Raw genomic sequence first — 19974 nt, 5'->3', positions numbered from 1 at the left:
AACTCGATTACTGCCCTGACATCAATTACAAAATATAGGGACTCCACATGACTCCACTGCGATCACTCTTCGCCGCATTGCTGTTGCCACTCTGCGCCACCGCCGCCCACGCCCAGGACTGGAAAGAAATCCGCTTCGGCGTATTCCCCGAATATCCCCCCTTCGAATCCGTCGCCGCCGACGGCAGCCTGCAAGGCTTCGATATCGAACTGGGCAACGCGATCTGCGCCAAGCTGGAAGTGAAATGCACCTGGGTGCACAACGAATTCGACGGCATGATCCCGGCCCTGCGCGCACGCAAGTTCGACGCGATCATGTCCTCCATGGCCGTGACCCCGGCCCGCGAAAAGATCATCGACTTCAGTGACCGCCTGTTCCTCAGCCCGACCTCGGTGATTACGCGCAAAAGCGCCGACTTCGGCGACACCCCGGAATCGCTGAAGGGCAAGCAAGTCGGCGTATTGCAGGGCTCGCTGCAAGAGGCCTATGCCCGTGCGCACCTGGCCAAGCTCGGCGCGCAGATCAAGGCGTACCAGTCCCAGGACCAGAACTACGCCGACCTGCAGAACGGCCGCCTCGACGCGACCCTGACCGACAAACTCGAAGCCCAGCTCAACTTCCTGTCCAAACCCGAAGGCGCCGACTTCAAGACCGGCCCGGCCTTCAAGGACCCGACCTTGCCCCTGGACATCGCCATGGGCTTGCGCAAGAACGATCAGGCATTGCGCGAGCTGATCAACAAGGGCATCGCTGCTGTGCAGGCGGATGGGACTTATGCCGAGATCCAGAAGAAATACTTCGGCGATCAGGACATCTACCACGAATAGCAGCCTCGTCCTTGTGTGGGAGTTGGCTTGCCTGCGATCGCGGTGGGTCAGCTTGCACAGCTGTGACTGATGTTCCCTATCGCAGGCAAGCCAGCTCCCACAATCAACCTGTGCGCTCCTTCGAGATCTACCCCATGAACGAACTCCTCAACCTGCAAGGCTACGGCCCCATGCTGGCCCAAGGCGCCTGGATGACTCTCAAACTGTCATTCCTCGCCCTGGCCCTGAGCCTCGCCCTGGGCCTGATCGCCGCCGGCGCCAAGCTCTCCCGCGCCAAATGGCTGCGCGTACCGGCCACGCTCTACACCACCTTGATCCGCAGCGTGCCGGACCTGGTGCTGATCCTGCTGATCTTCTACAGCCTGCAACTGTGGCTCAACGACCTGAGCGAAATGTTCGGCTGGGACTACTTTGAAATCGACCCGTTCACCGCCGGGGTGGTCACCCTTGGGTTTATCTACGGAGCGTATTTCACCGAGAACTTCCGGGGCGCGATCCTCAGCGTGCCGGCCGGCCAACTGGAAGCGGCGACCGCCTACGGCCTGAGCCGCTGGCAGCGCTTTCACCTGGTGCTGTTCCCACAACTGATGCGCTTCGCGCTGCCGGGCCTGGGCAATAACTGGCTGGTGCTGCTCAAGTCCACGGCGCTGGTGTCGATCATCGGCCTGTCGGACCTGGTCAAGGCCGCACAAAATGCCGGCAAAACCACCAACGAGCCGTTGTACTTCCTGATCCTCGCCGGCCTGGTGTACTTGGTGATCACCACCCTCTCCAACCGCATCTTCAAACGCCTCGAACGGCGCTACAACCTCGGCATCAAGGGGATGGCGCAATGATCGAACTGTTCCAGCAATACGGCCTGGCCTATCTGTTCAGCGATGGCGCGGGGTTGTCCGGCGTGGCCATGACCCTGTGGCTGTTCATCGTCTCGGTGGTGTTCGGCTTCATCCTGTCGATCCCGTTGGCGCTTGCGCGGGTTTCCGAGCACGTCTGGCTGCGCTGGCCGGTGGAGTTCTACACCTACCTGTTTCGCGGCACACCGCTGTATATCCAGCTGCTGATTTGCTACACCGGGCTGTACAGCCTGGAAGTGGTGCAGGACAACGCCCTGCTCAACCAGTTTTTCCGCAATGCGCTGAACTGCACGCTGCTGGCGTTTGTGCTCAACACCTGCGCCTACACCGTGGAAATCTTCGCCGGGGCGATTCGCAATATTCCCCATGGCGAACTCGAAGCGGCCCGCGCCTATGGCCTGCATGGCTGGCGCTTGAACCTGTTCGTGGTGGTGCCCGCCGCGCTGCGCCGCGCATTGCCGGCCTACAGCAACGAAATGATCCTGATGCTGCACGCCACCTCCCTGGCGTTTACCGCCACCGTGGCCGACATCCTCAAGGTAGCCCGCGACGCCAATGCCGAAACCTTCCTGACGTTCCAGGCCTTCGGCATCGCGGCCCTGCTCTACATGCTGCTGTCCTTTGCACTGGTGGGCCTGTTCCGACTGGCCGAACGTCGCTGGATGCGTTTTCTTGTTCCTACCCGAGGCTAACCCATGAATCAGTCCGCGCAGGCCCTGGCCGCTTATCCCATTGACGAACCCGTTGCCAAACCCGCCACTGCAGCCATCAAGCTGCAAGTCGAAGGCATCCACAAACGCTACGGCGAACACGAAGTGCTCAAGGGGGTTTCCCTGAATGCGCGCCAGGGTGATGTGATCAGCCTGATCGGCGCCAGCGGCTCGGGCAAAAGCACGATGCTGCGCTGCATCAATTTCCTCGAACAGCCGGATGCCGGGGTGATCACCCTGGACGGCATCAGTATCGAAATGCGCCAGGGCCGTGCCGGCACCCGTGCGCCGCATCAAGCTCAATTGCAGAACCTGCGCACACGCCTGGCCATGGTGTTCCAGCACTTCAACCTGTGGAGCCACATGACCGTGCTGGAAAACATCACCATGGCTCCGCGCCGGGTGCTGGGCGTGAGCGCCGCCGAGGCGGAGAAACGCGCGCGCCTGTACTTGGACAAGGTCGGCCTGCCGGGCCGCGTGGCGGATCAGTACCCGGCGTTTCTCTCCGGCGGCCAACAACAGCGCGTGGCGATTGCGCGGGCCTTGGCGATGGAGCCGGAGATTATCCTGTTCGATGAGCCGACTTCCGCACTCGACCCAGAACTTGTAGGAGAAGTCCTCAAAGTCATACAGACGTTGGCCGAGGAAGGTCGTACCATGCTGATGGTCACCCACGAAATGGGCTTTGCCCGCCAGGTGTCCAGCCAAGTGCTGTTCTTGCACCAGGGCCGGGTTGAGGAACACGGCGACGCCAGGATCCTCGACCACCCCAACAGCGAACGCTTGCAGCAATTTCTTTCCAACCGTTTGAAGTGAAACCCATGGATACCAAGGCCAACGGACCCCATTCCTCCCCCGCGCTGGACCGCATCGATGAAGCCATCATCGAAGTGCTGCGCCATCAAGGGCGTATCACCTACGAAAAGCTCTCGTCGCTGGTGCACCTCACGCCCAGGCCCTGCCTGGAACGGGTGCGCAAGCTGGAGCGGCGCGGGGTGATCCGTGGGTATGGGGCGATCATTGATGTGCAGATGGTCTCGCCAGGCCTGTCGTTGCTGGTGCTGGTGGCCTTGTCCAACCAGAGCGGGCGCTCGGCGCAAAAAGCCTTCGAAGCCTGCGTCAAGGCTTGCCCGCAGGTGTTCGAATGCCAGTTGATCAGCGGCCCGTTTGACTACAGCTTGCGCATGCGCTGCCGGGACATGGAGCATTACCGGGTGCTGACGGAGACCTGGTTGAACAATGATGAGTTGCACATCGATAAGTTGGTGGCGCATCCGGAGTTGGCGGTGGTGAAAAACACCGCCACCGAACTGGCCTAGCAAGCGCCACTCAGGCCGCCAGCTTGCCGCTGGCGATGGCTGCCGAAGCGGCGACCATCGCCTTTAGCAACACCGCACACCCCGCCGCCAGGTCATCCGGGGCGGCGTTTTCGATTTCGTTGTGGCTGATGCCGCCCTCGCAGGGCACAAAAATCATGCCCGCCGGGCCCAGTTCGGCCACGAAGATCGCGTCATGCCCTGCCCCACTGACGATGTCCATGTTCGACAAGCCCAGGCTATTGGCGGCCTCCCGCACTGCGTCCACACAGCCCTTGTCGAAATACAGCGGCGGAAAATCGGCCGTGGGTTCCATCTCGAAGCTCAAGCCATGCTTGGCACAGGTGTCTTCAATCACCTTGCGCACCTGGGCAATCATCGAGTCCAGGCGCGCCGGCTCCAGATGACGGAAGTCCAGGGTCATGCGCACTTCACCCGGAATCACGTTGCGCGAGCCGGGGTAAGCCTGCAGGCAACCGACGGTGCCGCAGGCATGGGGTTGATGCCCAAGCGCCGCCGCATTCACCGCCGCCACCACCGCCGCGGCGCCCACCAGGGCATCCTTGCGCAGGTGCATCGGCGTCGGCCCTGCATGGGCCTCGACGCCGCGCAGTTTCAGGTCGAACCACTTCTGTCCGAGGGCGCCCAGCACCACGCCGATGGTTTTTTTCTCGTCTTCAAGAATCGGCCCCTGTTCGATGTGCGCCTCGAAATAAGCACCCACCTTATGCCCGCTGACCGGCCGCGCACCCGCGTAGCCAATCGCGTTCAGCGCATCGCCCACGCTGACGCCGTCCGCATCGACCTTGGCCAACGTATCGGCCAGGGTGAACTTCTCGGCGAACACGCCCGAGCCCATCATGCACGGCGGAAAACGCGAGCCCTCTTCGTTGGTCCACACCACCACTTCCAACGGCGCCTCGGTTTCTACATTCAGGTCGTTGAGGGTGCGCAGTACTTCCACACCCGCCAGCACGCCGAAGCAACCGTCGAACTTGCCGCCGGTGGGCTGGGTGTCGATGTGGCTGCCGGTCATCACCGGTGGCAGGTTCGGATTACGCCCCGGACGACGGGCGAAGATGTTGCCGATGCCATCCACGGTCACCGTGCAGCCGGCCTCTTCGCACCACTGCACGAACAGGTCGCGGGCCTTGCGATCCAGGTCGGTGAGGGCCAGGCGACACACACCGCCCTTGGGCGTGGCGCCGAGCTTGGCCAGGTCCATCAGCGACTGCCACAGGCGGTCGCGGTTGATTTGCAGGACGTCGAGGGCAGCGTTCATGAGTGATCTCCTCAGGCTGGTTTTTTCTTATGGATTGACGGCAACCGGGCTGGCCCCGCGCTTGGCATTCAGGCCGTAGTACAACAGGCCGCCCAACGCCGAGCCGGTAAACCAGCCGTAGCTGTAGAACCAGCTGAACGCATCGCTGCCCAGGGACAGCAGGGTCAGCACCACCGGCACACCGAACGCGATGAAACCGCTCCAGTTCCATGCCGGGTACACGTCGTCGCGGTACAGGCCGGCCAGGTCGAGTTGTTGTTTGCGGGTGATGAAGTAGTCCACCACCATGATCCCGGCAATGGGCCCCAGCAGGCTTGAATAGCCCAGCAACCAGTTGGAATACACGGTTTCCAGGCTCACGTCGGATACGATCAGGCCGAGCTTTTTCAGCAACTCATGACCCATCAGCGCCAGCCCCACCAGGCCGGTCAGGATCACGGCCGTGGTGCGGTTGATCAGCTTGGGCGCGATGTTCTGGAAGTCATTGGTGGGCGACACAATGTTCGCCGCCGTGTTGGTGGACAAGGTGGCGATGATGATCAGCGCCATCGCAATGGCCACCCACACCGGGCTCTGGATATGCCCGATCAGGGTCACCGGGTCGGAAACGCTGACGCCCACCAGTTTCACCGAGGCGGCGGTCATGATCACGCCGAGGGCGGCGAACAGGAACATGGTCAGCGGCAGGCCGAAGATCTGCCCAAGGATCTGGTCCTTCTGGCTGTTGGCGTAACGGCTGAAGTCCGGGATATTCAGCGATAGGGTCGCCCAGAAACCCACCATCGCGGTGAGGCCGGCCATGAAGTAACCGGTGAGGCTCGCGCCTTCCGGGCGTTTCGGCGGAATCGCCATCAACTCACTGATGGATACATTGGGCATCGCCCACACCAGCAGGCCAATGCCCACCGCCACCAGCAACGGCGCCGACAGGGTCTCCAGCCGCTTGATCGACTCGGCGCCACGCAGCACCACCCACAGGTTCAGGCACCAGAAAATCATGAAGCCGATCACTTCACCGGTGCCGCCAAGGGACTTCCAACCCTCGAAAATCGAGCCGAGGAACAGGTGGATCGCCAGCCCGCCGAACATTGTCTGGATACCAAACCAACCACAGGCCACCAGCGCGCGGATCAGGCATGGCACGTTGGAACCCAGGATGCCGAACGACGAGCGCAGCAGCACCGGAAACGGTATGCCGTACTTGGTGCCAGGGAAGGCGTTGAGGGTCAGCGGGATCAACACCACGATGTTGGCCAGCAAGATCGCCATCAGCGCCTCGCCCACCGACAAGCCGAAATACGCGGTGAGCACCCCGCCCAAGGTGTAGGTGGGCACGCAGATGGACATGCCGACCCACAGCGCGGTGATGTGCCACTTGTTCCAGGTGCGTTCGTGCACCTTGGTCGGTGCCATGTCGTGGTTGTAGCGCGGACTGTCGAGGACGTCGGGGCCGGCGTCGAGTTCGTACAGGCCGTTGCGCTCAATGACTTGCGATCTGTTCTGTTGCATGGCCGCTCCACGGTTTTTTCGAATTATTTTTGCTCACCTGCACGGTGTGTGCCGGTGGCCGGAGTACCTCGTAAACAACATGACATCACGGGCCCGGCCAGCCGCCACTGCACTCAATATCCGTGCCGACAACCGTTACCGCACCCGCACCGCTTATATAACTCGCTGATGTTTATCAGCTTTCCGAGTGAGCCTTCGGTACTTGCCACGTTACTCAGGCTAGATAACGTGGAAGTTGCCCGAACTGTCAGGACTCAATCTGGTGCAACACAATTATTTTTATTTCCCTGCCCCGTCAAGAGGCAAGTCTCAAGCATCTGATTTGCAATAAGAAATGTTGCTCAATTTAAGAACCTGTCAAGTGCGTCAAAATGGTGAGAGCACGCTACATTTTGGTGATTTTCTATTTTTATACTTATAAATCATATAGTTAATCAAGATATAAGCTTATGAAAAATCTTCTTGCCCAATCTAAAAACTCGGGCTAGTTTCTATTCCTGTCACCGATGACAGGAACTAACTGACCCTCGGTAAGCAGCATTACAACACTTAGAACTGGCACAAGCCGGTCAAGCCTGTGAGGAACTCGACATGTCGCTGTTGATCCGTGGCGCCACCGTTATTACCCATGATGAAAGTTACCGCGCCGATGTGTTATGCGCAGGCGGTCTAATCCGGGCTATTGGTACGAATCTGGATATTCCCGCCGGCACTGAAATACTCGATGGCAGCGGCCAATACCTGATGCCCGGCGGCATCGACCCCCATACCCATATGCAACTGCCCTTCATGGGCACGGTGGCCAGTGAAGACTTTTTCAGTGGCACGGCGGCAGGCCTGGCAGGCGGCACCACGTCGATCATCGACTTTGTGATTCCCAACCCGCAGCAATCCCTGTTGGAAGCGTTTCACCAGTGGCGTGGCTGGGCGGAAAAATCCGCCTCGGACTACGGCTTCCACGTGGCGATCACCTGGTGGAGCGAACAGGTGCGTGAGGAAATGGCCGAGCTGGTCAGCCACCACGGCATCAACAGCTTCAAGCATTTCATGGCCTACAAGAACGCGATCATGGCGGCGGACGACACCCTCGTCGCCAGTTTCGAACGCTGCCTGGAACTGGGCGCGGTGCCCACCGTGCACGCGGAAAACGGCGAGTTGGTGTACCACCTGCAACGCAAGCTGATGGCCCAAGGCATCACCGGGCCCGAAGCGCATCCGCTGTCGCGCCCTTCGCAAGTCGAAGGCGAAGCGGCCAGCCGCGCCATTCGCATCGCCGAGACCATCGGCACGCCGCTCTACCTGGTGCATGTGTCCACCCAGGAAGCGTTGGATGAAATCACCTACGCCCGCAGCAAAGGCCAGCCGGTCTACGGCGAAGTCCTGGCCGGCCACCTGTTGCTGGACGACAGCGTCTACCAGCATCCGGACTGGCAAACCGCCGCCGGTTACGTGATGAGCCCGCCGTTCCGTCCACGCGGGCATCAGGAAGCACTGTGGCATGGCCTGCAATCCGGCAACCTGCACACCACCGCCACCGATCACTGCTGCTTCTGCGCCGAGCAGAAAGCCGCCGGCCGTGACGACTTCAGCAAGATCCCCAACGGCACCGCCGGCATCGAAGACCGCATGGCGCTGCTGTGGGATGAAGGGGTCAACACCGGGCGCCTGTCGATGCAGGAGTTTGTCGCGCTGACCTCCACCAACACCGCAAAGATCTTCAACCTCTACCCGCGCAAAGGCGCGATCCGCGTGGGCGCCGATGCCGATCTGGTGCTGTGGGACCCCGAGGGTACGCGGACCATTTCCGCCAAGACTCACCATCAGAAAGTCGATTTCAACATCTTCGAAGGCAAGACCGTGCGCGGCGTGCCGAGCCACACCATCAGCCAGGGCAAGCTGGTCTGGGCCGATGGCGACCTGCGTGCCGAGCGCGGTGCCGGGCGGTATGTGGAGCGGCCGACGTATCCGCCGGTGTTTGAGCAGTTGAGCAAGCGGGCGGAGCGTTCCAGGCCTATTGCTGTGAAACGCTAAAAGCGGCCTTCGGCCTATCGCGGGCAAGTCGAATCGTCGCACCGCCGGCTCCCACATTTGAACGATGTGAACCCGATCCCATGTGGGAGCTGGCTTGCCTGCAATGAGGCCAGTACAGGCAACACAAAAACCAATGCCCATCAGAGGCAGCACCTCAATAACCGTGAGGCCAACACCGTGATCCAGACCCTGACCCACCTCCCCCATCCCGCTGAGGATGGACCGACGCTCGCCAGCCATTTCACCGACCTGGCGCCACCGCTCAACGCCCGGCAGGCCCAACTGGAAGCCTCGCGCTGCCTGTATTGCTACGACGCGCCGTGCGTGAATGCATGCCCCAGCGAGATCGACATCCCGTCGTTCATCCGCAACATCCACACCGAAAACGTGCAAGGCGCCGCGCAAAAAATCCTCTCGGCCAACATCCTTGGCGGCAGTTGCGCCCGGGTCTGCCCCACCGAAATTCTGTGCCAGCAAGCGTGCGTGCGTAACAACGCTGAAGAATGCGCCCCAGTGCTGATCGGCCTGTTGCAACGTTATGCCGTCGACAATGCGCACTTCAGCGAACACCCCTTCCACCGCGCCGCCGCTACCGGCAAGCGCATCGCCGTGGTCGGCGCCGGGCCTGCGGGGCTGGCCTGTGCCCACCGCAGCGCCTTGCACGGCCATGACGTGGTGATCTTCGAAGCCCGTGAAAAAGCCGGTGGCCTGAATGAATACGGGATCGCCAAGTACAAGCTGGTGGATGACTTCGCGCAGAAGGAGTTGGATTTCCTCCTGCAGATTGGTGGCATCGAGATTCGCCACGGACAGCGTCTGGGAGACAACCTCACGCTGAGTGAACTGCACCAGCAATTCGACTCAGTGTTCCTCGGCCTCGGCCTGGCCGCCAGCAAACAGCTCGGCCTGCCCTTTGAGGACGCCCCCGGCCTGCTTGCCGCCACCGATTACATCCGCGAACTGCGCCAGGCCGACGACCTGACCCAACTGCCCCTGGCCGATCGCTGCATCGTGCTCGGCGCCGGCAACACCGCCATCGACATGGCCGTGCAGATGGCCCGTCTCGGTGCCCGCGATGTCAACCTCGTGTACCGCCGTGGCTTGGCAGACATGGGCGCCACTCATCACGAACAGGATATCGCCAAGGCCAACCAGGTGCGCCTGCTGACCTGGGCCCAGCCGGAAGCAGTGCTGCTGGACGATCAGGGCCATGTGCGTGGCATGCGCTTCTTGCGCACACGCATGGAAAACGGCCGTTTGCACCCGACCGGCGAAACCTTCGAACTGGCGGCCGATGCGATCTTCAAGGCCATCGGCCAGGGCTTCGATAACACGGCACTGCACGATCCGCTGGCCCAGCAACTGCAGCGTGTCGGTGAGCGGATATTCGTCGATGAACAGCTGCGCACCAGCATTCCCGGTGTGTACGCGGGTGGCGATTGCGTCAGCCTCGGCCAAGACCTCACCGTGCAGGCGGTGCAACACGGCAAGCTGGCCGCCGAGGCCATGCACGCCCAACTCATGCTGAATGTGGAGGCTGCGTAATGGCCGATCTCTCGATTGTATTTGCCGGCATCAAAGCCCCCAACCCGTTCTGGCTGGCCTCCGCGCCGCCCACCGACAAGGCCTACAACGTGGTGCGCGCCTTCGAAGCCGGCTGGGGCGGCGTGGTGTGGAAAACCCTGGGCGAGGATCCGGCAGCGGTCAACGTGTCGTCACGCTACTCGGCGCATTACGGCGCCAACCGTGAAGTGCTGGGCATCAACAATATCGAGCTGATCACCGACCGCTCGCTGGAGATCAACCTGCGGGAAATCACCCAGGTGAAAAAGGACTGGCCCGACCGCGCGCTGATCGTGTCGCTGATGGTGCCGTGCGTCGAGGAGTCCTGGAAAAATATCCTGCCGCTGGTGGAAGCCACCGGCTGCGACGGTATCGAACTGAACTTCGGTTGCCCCCACGGCATGCCCGAACGCGGCATGGGCGCGGCGGTGGGCCAGGTGCCGGAATATGTGGAACAGGTGACTCGCTGGTGCAAGACGTATTGCTCACTGCCGGTGATCGTCAAGCTCACGCCGAATATCACCGACATCCGCGTGGCGGCGCGGGCGGCGTATCGTGGGGGGGCGGACGCGGTGTCGTTGATCAACACTATCAACTCCATCACCAGCGTGGACCTGGAACGCATGGTCGCGTTGCCGGTGGTGGGCACGCAAAGCACTCATGGCGGTTATTGCGGCTCGGCGGTCAAGCCGATTGCGCTGAACATGGTCGCCGAAATCGCCCGCGACCCGCAGACCCAAGGCTTGCCGATCTGCGGCATTGGCGGCATCGGCAACTGGCGTGACGCGGCGGAGTTTGTCGCCCTGGGCTGCGGCGCAGTGCAGGTGTGCACGGCGGCGATGCTGCATGGGTTTCGGATTGTGGAAGAGATGAAGGACGGGCTGTCGCGGTGGATGGACAGTCAGGGCTACAACAGCCTGCAGGACTTTTCCGGGCATGCAGTGGGCAACACCACGGACTGGAAGTACCTGGACATCAACTATCAGGTGATTGCGAAGATCGATCAGGAGGCCTGCATTGGCTGCGGGCGTTGCCATATTGCCTGTGAGGACACTTCGCACCAGGCCATCGCCAGTTTGAAACAGCCGGATGGCACGCATAAATACGAGGTGATCGATGACGAGTGCGTCGGCTGCAACCTGTGCCAGATCACCTGCCCGGTGGCGGACTGTATCGAAATGGTGCCGATGGATACCGGCAAGCCGTTCTTGAATTGGACGCAGGATCCGAGGAATCCCTACCGGGAGGCGGTGTAGTCAAACCTGTGGTGAGCGGGCTTGCTTGCCCCGCTCACCACAACAACAACCAGCGTCACCATAAGGCTCAAGGCTCCAACCCAATCCCCCGCAAAATCACGCTTGTCACCGTCTGAATCGCCTTCTCGAACTGCATATCCGACAACGGCTGGTGCTCATTCAGGATCTTCACCTGATGATCAAAGTCGGCATAGTGCTGGGTCGAGGCCCAGATCATGTACAGCAGGCTCGACGGCTCCACCGGCAGGATGCGCTTGTCTTCCACCCACTGGCGAATTTTCGCTTCCTTCATCTTGGCCCAGTCGTACAGGCTTTCATCCAATGCTTCACCGAGGGTCGGCGCGCCATGGATGATTTCATTGGCCCAGACTTTCGAACCATAGGGCCGGGTACGCGAGCGTTGCATCTTGGCGCGGATGTAACTGCTGAGCACCACCCGTGGGTCATCGAAGGTCTCGAAACTCAAGGCGTCCTGCTTCCACACTTCCAGCAGGTCGAACAGCACGGCGCTGTACAGCTCGCTCTTGGTGGTGAAGTAGTAATGCAGGTTGGAGCGCGGCAGTTGCACTTCTTCGGCGATATCCGCCATGGCGGTACTGCCATAGCCTTTCTCGGCGAAGATTTTCTCCGCCGCCAGCAGGATTTTTTCGACGTTGACCCGACGAATTCCGATCTTGTGATTGCCCATAAGGGCTCCCTGACAACAACTTGGCTTAAAGACTACCATCGGCTCTAGATCGCGGCGACAGGCCATAATGAAACTTCTGACGCGAACCTTTCCCCTGGAAATGGGATTGGTTAGGATCGCGGTCCCCATGAAGGATCATTGCAATGACTATTCGACCTCGCGTGGCCACCGACGACCCCGTGCTGGGCGCACTCTGGGAGCGTTCGGTGCGGGCCACCCATGATTTCCTCCCCGAGGATGACATTCAACGCCTGCTGCCCCTGGTGCGCGATGCCTACCTGCCCATGCCCGCGCTGGAGGTGTGGGTGTATGAAGACCAGAACGGCATCGCCGGTTTTATCGGCACCGGCGGGCACAACGTGGAAATGCTGTTCATCGAGCCCGACCGCCGCGGCCAAAGCATTGGCCGCCAGTTGCTGGACCACGCCCGCGCCCGTCACGACACCCTCACGGTGGACGTGAACGAACAAAACCCCCAGGCCGTGGGTTTCTACCTGCATTATGGTTTTATCCAGGTCGCGCGCTCGCCGCTGGATGGCGAAGGCAAGCCCTTTCCCTTGCTGCACATGGCTCTACCGACTCCCTGACCTCGAAGGTATTGAACAATGTTGATCAAGAAAAGCCTCACCACCATCGCCCTGCTCGCCTCCCTGCTGGGCGCCTCCGCTGCATTTGCCCACGCGCACCTCAAGAGCGCTGAACCGGCAGCCGACAGCAGCGTCGCCGCGCCCAAGGACCTGCGCCTGACCTTCAGCGAAGGCGTCGAGGCCACCTTCACCAAGGTGTCCTTGAGCAAGGACGGCACCGAAGTGGCGATCAAGGGCCTGGAAACACCGGATGCCGACAAGAAAGTCCTGGTCGTCACCCCGGCCGCCCCCTTGGCCGCCGGCAACTACAAAGTGGTGTGGAACGCGGTCTCGGTCGACACTCATAAGAGCAACGGTGAATACAGCTTCAAGGTCGGCCAATAACCCATGGCAACGCTGCTGGTGCTGTGCCGCTTCCTGCATTTCATCGTCGTGCTGCTGATGTTCGGGGCCTGTGCATTCAGGCCCTGGCTGTTGGGCGCGCAAGCGCAACCGGCGCTGGACCGGCAACTTGAGCGCATCACCCGTGGGCTGGCCTGGCTGGGCTTGTTCTCTGGCGTGGCCTGGCTGCTGCTGATTACCGCCAGCATGGCGGGCAGTTGGGACGCGGCGCTGCAACCGGCCACCGTGCAGTTGGTGTTGGGCAAGACCTTCTTTGGCCAGGTGTGGGTGTGGCACCTGTTGCTGAACCTCTTGCTGGTAATCGTGCTGGCCAAACCCTGGCGGGCATTACGCTTGCCGGTCATCGCGCTGCTGCTGGCAACCTTGGCGCCGGTCGGGCATGGCGCCATGCTCAATGGGCTCAGCGGCCAATTGCTGATCCTCAATCAAGTGGTGCACCTGGTGTGCGTCGGTGCCTGGCTCGGCGGCTTGCTGTTGCTGGTGTTGATCCTCAGGCAATCGCCAGCCCTGGCGCTGGAGCCGATCCTGCGGCGGTTCAGCGGTGTGGGGTATGGCCTGGTCGCCGGTTTGCTGGTGACTGGTTTGATCAATGTGCGTGTACTGACCGGGCAACTATGGCCCACGCCGCTGTTCAACGGGTTCGCGCTGATTCTGTTGGTTAAAGTATTTCTGGTGCTGGGCATGCTGGCGTTGGCGCTGCTGAACCGCCTGCGCATCGAGCACTGCGAACAACGCCTGGGCAGTTTGAAATCCAGTGTGATGCTGGAGTGGCTGCTGGGTGTTGCAGCGGTGGCCGCCGTTTCCCTTCTTGGCACCTTGCCTCCCATGGTGATGGCGGCCTGAGTAACTTCCCGCCTCCGCCCGAGCAAGTCATCGTATAACTTCTGCTTGACAGCTCTTGAAAACCTCGCAAATATCCCACTCAATGTTGTACGACAACGTATAACAAATAATAAAAACAACAAAAGAAAGGGAGCTTCACTGTGAGTTCACTCGCCCGCAATTCCTCCGTTCGTCTGGGTTTTATCGGTCTCGGCAGCCTGGCCTTCACCCTGCCACTCGCCGCTTCGGCCGAAGGCTTCATCGACGATGCCAAGGCCACGCTCAACCTGCGCAACGCCTATTTCAACCGCAACTTCACCAACCCGACCAACCCCCAGGGCAAGGCCGAAGAGTGGACGCAGAACTTCATTCTCGACGCCAAGTCCGGCTACACCACCGGCACGGTGGGTTTCGGCATTGATGTGCTGGGCCTGTATTCGCAAAAGTTGGATGGCGGCAAAGGCACCGGCGGTACTCAGTTGCTGCCGATCCACAGCGACGGCCGCCCCGCCGACAACTTCGGACGCCTGGGCGTGGCACTGAAAACCAAATTATCCAAGACTGAATTGAAGGTCGGTGAATGGATGCCGGTGCTGCCGATCCTGCGCTCCGACGACGGCCGCTCGCTGCCCCAGACGTTCCGTGGCGGCCAGGTCACGTCCAATGAAATCGCCGGCCTGACGCTCTACGGCGGGCAGTTTCGCGGTAACAGCCCGCGTAATGACGCGAGCATGGAAGACATGTTCATGAACGGCAAAGCCGCCTTCACCTCCGACCGCTTCAACTTCGGCGGCGGCGAATACAGCTTCAACGACAAACGTACCCAAGTCGGCGTGTGGTACGCCGAACTCACCGACATCTACCAGCAACAATATTTCAACCTGACCCACAGCCAGCCCGTGGGCGACTGGACCCTGGGCGCCAACCTCGGCTTCTTCACCGGTAAGGAAGACGGCAGCGCCCTGGCCGGCGACCTCGACAACAAGACCGCCTTCGCCCTGCTCTCGGCCAAATACAACGGCAACACCTTCTATGTGGGTTTGCAGAAACTCACCGGCGACAGCGTGTGGATGCGCGTCAACGGCACCAGCGGCGGCACCCTGGCCAACGACAGCTACAACGCCAGCTACGATAACGCCAAGGAAAAGTCCTGGCAGGTGCGCCATGACTTCAACTTTGTGGTGCTCGGCATTCCAGGGCTGACCATGATGAACCGCTATATCAGCGGCAGTAACGTGCACACCGGGGCGATCACCGATGGCAAGGAATGGGGCCGCGAGTCGGAGCTGGCTTACACGGTGCAGAGCGGTGCGCTGAAGGATCTGAATGTGCGCTGGCGCAATTCGACCATGCGTCGGGATTTCAGCAACAACGAGTTTGATGAAAATCGCTTATTCATCAGTTACCCAATCTCACTGTTGTAACCAGCTCCCACAATTGTATTTTGGCGTCAGCAAGAACGTTGACAACCTAGGGAATCCCTAACGATACTTCGGCAAAGTCATACGACAACCTACAACAACAATGGAACCCTCATGACCACCACCACAACCACGCCCGTTCCATTCAATCGCCTGCTGCTCACTGGCGCGGCTGGCGGCCTGGGTAAAGTCTTGCGCGAACGCCTGCGCCCTTATGCCCAGGTACTGCGGCTGTCGGACATCGCCAATATGGCCCCGGCCGCCGACCCGTGCGAAGAAGTGCAACCCTGCGACCTCGCCGACAAACAGGCCGTGCACCACTTGGTAGAAGGCGTCGACGCCATTCTGCACTTCGGCGGCGTCTCGGTGGAGCGCTCGTTCGAAGAAGTGCTCGGCGCAAACATCAGCGGCATTTTCCATATCTATGAAGCCGCGCGCCGCCACGGTGTGAAGCGCGTGATTTTCGCCAGTTCCAACCACGTGATCGGCTTCTACAAGCAAGGTGAAACCCTCGACGCCCACTCCCCTCGCCGCCCGGACAGCTACTACGGACTGTCCAAATCCTACGGCGAAGACATGGCCAGTTTCTACTTTGATCGCTACGGCATCGAGACCGTCAGCATCCGTATCGGCTCGTCGTTCCCGGAACCGCAGAACCGCCGCATGATGCACACCTGGCTGAGCTTCGACGACCTGACTCAGTTGCTCGAGCGCGCGCTGTACACCCCCAACGTCGGCCACACCGTGGTCTATGGCATGTCGGATAACCTCGACACCTGGTGGGACAACCGCTACGCCGCCCACCTGGGCTTTGCGCCCAAGGACAACTCCGAAGTGTTCCGCGCCCAGGTCGAAACCCAGCCACCCGTGGCCGCCGATGACCCGGCCAAGGTCTATCAGGGCGGGGCATTCTGCGCTGCCGGCCCTTTCGGGGACTGACCATGACCGCTGAATTGATCGTCGATGCCCGCAATGCCGTAGGCGAATGCCCGGTGTGGGTGCCCGAGGAAAACGCCTTGTACTGGGTGGATATCCCCAAGGGCGGCCTGCAACGCTGGAGCGCCGCCAGCGGCCACGTGGCTGCGTGGACCGCTCCGCAGATGCTTGCCTGCATCGCCCGCACCGAGGCGGGCAACTGGGTCGCCGGCATGGAAACCGGGTTCTTCCAGCTTACCCCGCACAACGACGGCAGCCTGGACACCACGCCGCTGGCGGCTGTTGAGCACCCCCGCCAGGACATGCGCTTGAACGACGGCCGCTGTGATCGCCAGGGCCGTTTCTGGGCCGGCAGCATGGTGCTGGACATGGGCTTGAACGCGGCAGAAGGCACCCTGTATCGCTACGCATCCGGTGCGCCGCCCCATGCTCAGCTGGACGGTTTCATCACCTTGAACGGCCTGGCGTTCAGCCCCGATGGCCGCACGATGTATGCCTCCGATTCCCATCCGCTGGTGCAGCAAATCTGGGCCTTCGACTACGACATCGACACCGGCACGCCGTCCAACCGCCGCGTGTTCGTGGACATGCACAAGCACCTCGGCCGCCCCGACGGCGCCGCCGTGGATGCCGATGGCTGCTACTGGATCTGTGCCAACGACGCCGGGTTGATCCATCGCTTCACCCCGGACGGTCGCCTCGACCGTTCCCTCACGGTACCGGTGAAAAAACCCACCATGTGCGCCTTTGGCGGCAGTCGCCTGGACACCCTGTTCGTCACCTCAATCCGCGATGACCAGAGTCAACAGTCACTGTCCGGCGGCGTGTTCGCCCTCAACCCCGGCGTTGTCGGATTGCCGGAGCCCACCTTTACCCTCTAGCTGCATCGCTGTGCCTTGAATACAACAATAACAAGACAGGAATGAAACCCCATGGACTTCAAACGCACCTTGCTCGCCGCTGCATTCGTCACCCTCAGCAGCGCCGCCCACGCGCTGGAAATCAAATTCGCCGACATCCACCCCGCCGGCTACCCCACCGTTGTGGCCGAAGAGAACATGGGCAAGGCCCTGACCAAAGAAAGCAACGGCGAGCTGACCTTCAAGTACTTCCCCGGCGGTGTCCTCGGCTCAGAGAAAGAAGTGGTCGAACAGGCGCAAGTCGGTGCCATCCAGATGACCCGTGTCAGCCTGGGGATCGTCGGCCCGGTGGTGCCGGACGTGAACGTGTTCAACCTGCCGTTCGTGTTCCGCGACCAGGCGCATATGCGCAAAGTCATTGACGGCGAGATCGGCGACGAGATCCTCGCCAAGATCACCAATTCCGAATTCGGCCTGGTCGCCCTGGCCTGGATGGATGGCGGCACGCGCAACCTCTACACCAAGAAGCCGGTGCGCAAGATCGAAGACCTCAAGGGCATGAAAATCCGCGTACAAGGCAACCCCTTGTTCATCGAAGCCTTCAATGAAATGGGGGCCAACGGCATCGCCATGGACACCGGCGAGATCTTCAGTGCCCTGCAGACCGGCGTCATCGACGGCGCGGAAAACAACCCGCCGACCCTGTTGGAACACAACCATTTCCAGAACGCCAAGTACTACACCCTCACCGAACACCTGATTTTGCCCGAGCCCATCGTGATGTCGAAAATCACCTGGAACAAACTCACCCCCGCGCAACAAGACATGGTGAAAAAAGCCGCCAAGGCCGCCCAGGCTGACGAGCGCGTGTTGTGGGACGCCAAGTCCGCCAGCAGTGAAACCAAGCTCAAGGCCGCCGGTGTCGAGTTCATCACTGTCGACAAAAAACCCTTCTATGACGCCACCGCGCCGGTTCGCGCCAAGTACGGTGCGGCCTACGCCGACATCATCCAGCGTATCGACGCCGTTCAGTAACGCCCTCCTTCCCTAGCAAGGCCCGGCGCGGTCGGCATCGACGCGCCCGGTTACGGTGAACGCCATGAAGAATTTAATGCTGCGCATCAACGACCGTATCTACATGACCTGCATCTGGGTCGCCGGCCTCTCGGTACTGGGGGTCGCGCTGATCATCCCCTGGGGCATCTTCGCCCGCTATGTCCTCGGCACCGGTTCGAGTTGGCCGGAGCCCACCGCCATTCTGCTGATGCTGGTGTTCACCTTTATCGGCGCGGCCGCCAGTTACCGCGCTGGCGCGCATATGTCGGTGGCCATGGTCACCGACCGCCTGCCGCCCCGCCAACGCCAGATCATCGGTGTCGTCTCGCAGTTGCTGATGGGCACCATCTGCCTGTTCATGACGATCTGGGGCACCAAGCTGTGCCTGTCCACCTGGAACCAGTTCATGAGTGCCATCCCCACCCTGCGCGTCGGTATCACTTATATGCCGATCCCGATTGGCGGGCTGCTGACCCTGATTTTTGTGCTGGAAAAACTCTTGCTCGGTGACCAGAGCAACCGTCGGGTCGTGCGCTTCGACCTGGTTGAAGAAAGCGAAGGGGCTGCCTGATATGGACGCATTGATTCTGTTGGGCAGCTTTATCGCCTTGATCCTGATCGGCATGCCTGTGGCGTACGCCCTGGGGTTGTCGGCACTGATCGGCGCGTGGTGGATCGACATCCCGTTCCAGGCCCTGATGATCCAGGTGGCCGGTGGGGTGAACAAGTTTTCGCTGATGGCTATTCCGTTCTTTGTGCTGGCCGGAGCGATCATGGCCGAAGGCGGCATGTCACGGCGGCTGGTGGCGTTTGCCGGGGTGCTGGTGGGTTTCGTGCGCGGCGGCCTGTCGTTGGTGAATATCATGGCCTCGACGTTTTTCGGCGCAATCTCCGGTTCGTCGGTGGCGGACACGGCCTCGGTCGGCTCGGTGCTCATCCCGGAAATGGAACGCCGTGGCTACCCGCGTGAGTTCGCCACGGCGGTGACCGTCAGTGGTTCGGTGCAGGCACTGCTGACCCCGCCCAGCCATAACTCGGTGCTCTACTCCCTGGCGGCCGGTGGTACGGTGTCGATTGCCTCGCTGTTCATGGCCGGCGTGGTACCGGGCTTGTTGATGAGCGCGTGCCTGATGGTGTTGTGCCTGATCTTCGCGAAAAAGCGCAATTACCCCAAGGGTGAAGTCATCCCACTCAAGCAGGCGCTGAAAATCTGCGCCGATGCGCTCTGGGGCCTGATGGCCATGGTGATCATCCTGGGCGGCATCCTCTCGGGGATTTTTACCGCCACCGAATCCGCCGCGATTGCCGTGTTGTGGGCGTTCTTCGTGACCATGTTCATCTACCGCGACTACAAATGGAGCGAGCTGCCCAAGCTGATGCATCGCACGGTGCGCACCATTTCCATCGTGATGATCCTGATCGCCTTCGCCGCCAGCTTCGGCTACATCATGACCCTGATGCAGATCCCGGCGAAGATCACCACGATGTTCCTGACCCTGTCGGACAACCGCTATGTGATCCTGATGTGCATCAACGCCATGCTGCTGTTGCTCGGCACGGTGATGGACATGGCGCCGCTGATCTTGATCCTCACGCCGATCCTGCTGCCGGTGGTACTGGGTATCGGCGTCGACCCGGTGCACTTCGGCATGATCATGCTGGTCAACCTCGGGATCGGCCTGATCACGCCGCCCGTGGGTGCGGTGCTGTTCGTGGGGGCGGCGGTGGGCAAGGTCAGCATCGAGAAAACCGTAAAGGCGCTGCTGCCGTTCTATGGCGTGCTGTTCCTGGTACTGATGGCCGTGACCTACATTCCGGCGCTGTCGTTGTGGCTGCCAAGCGTGGTGCTCTGAT

The 19974-nt window shown here is 61.1% G+C and carries 20 protein-coding genes; 17 read left to right on the top strand and 3 right to left on the bottom strand.

All coding sequences use genetic code 11. The features are described 5' to 3' along the window. Positions 1 to 47 precede the first annotated feature (47 nt). The 5 genes from AYR47_RS17550 to AYR47_RS17530 all read left to right on the top strand — a co-directional run bounded on the left by AYR47_RS17550 (position 48) and on the right by AYR47_RS17530 (position 3710). Positions 48 to 827, top strand: a complete 780-nt coding sequence (locus AYR47_RS17550) for an ABC transporter substrate-binding protein (RefSeq protein WP_033902022.1) — start codon at positions 48 to 50, stop codon at positions 825 to 827. A gap of 134 nt (positions 828 to 961) precedes the next feature. Further along, positions 962 to 1663, top strand: a complete 702-nt coding sequence (locus tag AYR47_RS17545; protein ID WP_033902021.1) for an ABC transporter permease — start codon at positions 962 to 964, stop codon at positions 1661 to 1663. Further along, the gene (locus AYR47_RS17540) at positions 1660 to 2373 is read left to right on the top strand and encodes an ABC transporter permease (protein WP_033902020.1); all 714 of its coding nucleotides are present in this window, start codon (positions 1660 to 1662) and stop codon (positions 2371 to 2373) included. Before AYR47_RS17545 ends, AYR47_RS17540 begins: the two co-directional genes overlap by 4 nt. A gap of 3 nt (positions 2374 to 2376) precedes the next feature. After that, positions 2377 to 3207 carry an ABC transporter ATP-binding protein gene (locus tag AYR47_RS17535; protein WP_206542902.1) on the top strand — a complete coding sequence of 277 codons (831 nt, stop codon included), beginning with the start codon at positions 2377 to 2379 and terminating at the stop codon, positions 3205 to 3207. A gap of 5 nt (positions 3208 to 3212) precedes the next feature. After that, positions 3213 to 3710, top strand: a complete 498-nt coding sequence (locus AYR47_RS17530; RefSeq protein ID WP_016974875.1) for an Lrp/AsnC family transcriptional regulator — start codon at positions 3213 to 3215, stop codon at positions 3708 to 3710. Between the two features lie 10 nt (positions 3711 to 3720). On the opposite strand, the gene AYR47_RS17525 is transcribed toward AYR47_RS17530, so the two are convergent. Continuing rightward, positions 3721 to 4989 (bottom strand): Zn-dependent hydrolase, encoded by a 1269-nt coding sequence (locus AYR47_RS17525; protein WP_033902019.1) that lies wholly within the window; start codon positions 4987 to 4989, stop codon positions 3721 to 3723. 27 nt (positions 4990 to 5016) lie between these two features. Further along, the gene (locus AYR47_RS17520) at positions 5017 to 6498 is read right to left on the bottom strand and encodes an NCS1 family nucleobase:cation symporter-1 (protein ID WP_033902018.1); all 1482 of its coding nucleotides are present in this window, start codon (positions 6496 to 6498) and stop codon (positions 5017 to 5019) included. 591 nt (positions 6499 to 7089) lie between these two features. Here AYR47_RS17520 and hydA point away from each other — a divergent pair. The 3 genes from hydA to preA all read left to right on the top strand — a co-directional run bounded on the left by hydA (position 7090) and on the right by preA (position 11348). Further along, entirely contained in the window at positions 7090 to 8529 is a 1440-nt protein-coding gene (hydA, locus tag AYR47_RS17515) for a dihydropyrimidinase (protein WP_061436088.1), read from the top strand. 177 nt (positions 8530 to 8706) lie between these two features. Then, complete coding sequence (locus AYR47_RS17510; protein WP_033902016.1) at positions 8707 to 10074, top strand: NAD(P)-dependent oxidoreductase; 1368 nt, start codon at positions 8707 to 8709, stop codon at positions 10072 to 10074. After that, positions 10074 to 11348 carry an NAD-dependent dihydropyrimidine dehydrogenase subunit PreA gene (gene preA / locus AYR47_RS17505; RefSeq protein WP_061436086.1) on the top strand — a complete coding sequence of 425 codons (1275 nt, stop codon included), beginning with the start codon at positions 10074 to 10076 and terminating at the stop codon, positions 11346 to 11348. Before AYR47_RS17510 ends, preA begins: the two co-directional genes overlap by 1 nt. A 67-nt stretch (positions 11349 to 11415) precedes the next feature. On the opposite strand, the gene AYR47_RS17500 is transcribed toward preA, so the two are convergent. After that, positions 11416 to 12036, bottom strand: coding sequence for a TetR/AcrR family transcriptional regulator (locus tag AYR47_RS17500; RefSeq protein ID WP_010209389.1), 621 nt, complete (start codon positions 12034 to 12036; stop codon positions 11416 to 11418). Between the two features lie 143 nt (positions 12037 to 12179). Between AYR47_RS17500 and AYR47_RS17495 the strand changes: the two genes are divergently transcribed. The 9 genes from AYR47_RS17495 (at position 12180) to AYR47_RS17455 (ending at position 19973) form a co-directional block, all read left to right on the top strand. Further along, complete coding sequence (locus AYR47_RS17495; protein WP_061436085.1) at positions 12180 to 12623, top strand: GNAT family N-acetyltransferase; 444 nt, start codon at positions 12180 to 12182, stop codon at positions 12621 to 12623. An 18-nt stretch (positions 12624 to 12641) separates the two neighbouring features. Further along, positions 12642 to 13007, top strand: a complete 366-nt coding sequence (gene copC / locus AYR47_RS17490) for a copper homeostasis periplasmic binding protein CopC (protein WP_033902013.1) — start codon at positions 12642 to 12644, stop codon at positions 13005 to 13007. Positions 13008 to 13010: 3 nt separating this feature from the next. Continuing rightward, positions 13011 to 13868: a copper homeostasis membrane protein CopD gene (copD, locus tag AYR47_RS17485; RefSeq protein WP_061436084.1), complete on the top strand. Its 858-nt coding sequence runs from the start codon at positions 13011 to 13013 to the stop codon at positions 13866 to 13868. Between the two features lie 140 nt (positions 13869 to 14008). After that, positions 14009 to 15271, top strand: coding sequence for an OprD family porin (locus AYR47_RS17480; RefSeq protein WP_033902010.1), 1263 nt, complete (start codon positions 14009 to 14011; stop codon positions 15269 to 15271). A gap of 111 nt (positions 15272 to 15382) precedes the next feature. Next, positions 15383 to 16207, top strand: coding sequence for an NAD-dependent epimerase/dehydratase family protein (locus tag AYR47_RS17475; RefSeq protein WP_033902009.1), 825 nt, complete (start codon positions 15383 to 15385; stop codon positions 16205 to 16207). Positions 16208 to 16209: 2 nt separating this feature from the next. Beyond that, positions 16210 to 17085 (top strand): SMP-30/gluconolactonase/LRE family protein, encoded by an 876-nt coding sequence (locus AYR47_RS17470; protein WP_033902008.1) that lies wholly within the window; start codon positions 16210 to 16212, stop codon positions 17083 to 17085. 51 nt (positions 17086 to 17136) lie between these two features. Continuing rightward, positions 17137 to 18099 (top strand): TRAP transporter substrate-binding protein, encoded by a 963-nt coding sequence (locus AYR47_RS17465; protein WP_033902007.1) that lies wholly within the window; start codon positions 17137 to 17139, stop codon positions 18097 to 18099. Between the two features lie 64 nt (positions 18100 to 18163). After that, the gene (locus AYR47_RS17460; protein WP_033902006.1) at positions 18164 to 18691 is read left to right on the top strand and encodes a TRAP transporter small permease; all 528 of its coding nucleotides are present in this window, start codon (positions 18164 to 18166) and stop codon (positions 18689 to 18691) included. Between the two features lies 1 nt (position 18692). After that, positions 18693 to 19973, top strand: coding sequence for a TRAP transporter large permease (locus AYR47_RS17455; RefSeq protein WP_033902005.1), 1281 nt, complete (start codon positions 18693 to 18695; stop codon positions 19971 to 19973). The last annotated feature ends 1 nt before the right edge of the window (position 19974 follow it).

Origin of the sequence: Pseudomonas azotoformans (assembly GCF_001579805.1) — a bacterium.
Lineage (GTDB): Bacteria > Pseudomonadota > Gammaproteobacteria > Pseudomonadales > Pseudomonadaceae > Aquipseudomonas > Aquipseudomonas azotoformans_A.
Note: the sequence above shows the minus strand (reverse complement) of the source record. Positions and strands in the feature narration are given on the sequence as shown.

Coding starts and splice junctions, on each gene's coding strand:
- AYR47_RS17455 (WP_033902005.1), top strand. CDS start 18,693: ATGGACGCATTGATTCTGTTGGGCAGCTTTATCGCCTTGATCCTGATC.
- copD (WP_061436084.1), top strand. CDS start 13,011: ATGGCAACGCTGCTGGTGCTGTGCCGCTTCCTGCATTTCATCGTCGTG.
- AYR47_RS17460 (WP_033902006.1), top strand. CDS start 18,164: ATGAAGAATTTAATGCTGCGCATCAACGACCGTATCTACATGACCTGC.
- hydA (WP_061436088.1), top strand. CDS start 7,090: ATGTCGCTGTTGATCCGTGGCGCCACCGTTATTACCCATGATGAAAGT.
- AYR47_RS17495 (WP_061436085.1), top strand. CDS start 12,180: ATGACTATTCGACCTCGCGTGGCCACCGACGACCCCGTGCTGGGCGCA.
- AYR47_RS17535 (WP_206542902.1), top strand. CDS start 2,377: ATGAATCAGTCCGCGCAGGCCCTGGCCGCTTATCCCATTGACGAACCC.
- AYR47_RS17470 (WP_033902008.1), top strand. CDS start 16,210: ATGACCGCTGAATTGATCGTCGATGCCCGCAATGCCGTAGGCGAATGC.
- AYR47_RS17500 (WP_010209389.1), bottom strand. CDS start 12,036: ATGGGCAATCACAAGATCGGAATTCGTCGGGTCAACGTCGAAAAAATC.
- AYR47_RS17525 (WP_033902019.1), bottom strand. CDS start 4,989: ATGAACGCTGCCCTCGACGTCCTGCAAATCAACCGCGACCGCCTGTGG.
- AYR47_RS17475 (WP_033902009.1), top strand. CDS start 15,383: ATGACCACCACCACAACCACGCCCGTTCCATTCAATCGCCTGCTGCTC.
- AYR47_RS17530 (WP_016974875.1), top strand. CDS start 3,213: ATGGATACCAAGGCCAACGGACCCCATTCCTCCCCCGCGCTGGACCGC.
- copC (WP_033902013.1), top strand. CDS start 12,642: ATGTTGATCAAGAAAAGCCTCACCACCATCGCCCTGCTCGCCTCCCTG.
- AYR47_RS17520 (WP_033902018.1), bottom strand. CDS start 6,498: ATGCAACAGAACAGATCGCAAGTCATTGAGCGCAACGGCCTGTACGAA.
- AYR47_RS17545 (WP_033902021.1), top strand. CDS start 962: ATGAACGAACTCCTCAACCTGCAAGGCTACGGCCCCATGCTGGCCCAA.
- AYR47_RS17550 (WP_033902022.1), top strand. CDS start 48: ATGACTCCACTGCGATCACTCTTCGCCGCATTGCTGTTGCCACTCTGC.
- AYR47_RS17540 (WP_033902020.1), top strand. CDS start 1,660: ATGATCGAACTGTTCCAGCAATACGGCCTGGCCTATCTGTTCAGCGAT.
- preA (WP_061436086.1), top strand. CDS start 10,074: ATGGCCGATCTCTCGATTGTATTTGCCGGCATCAAAGCCCCCAACCCG.
- AYR47_RS17465 (WP_033902007.1), top strand. CDS start 17,137: ATGGACTTCAAACGCACCTTGCTCGCCGCTGCATTCGTCACCCTCAGC.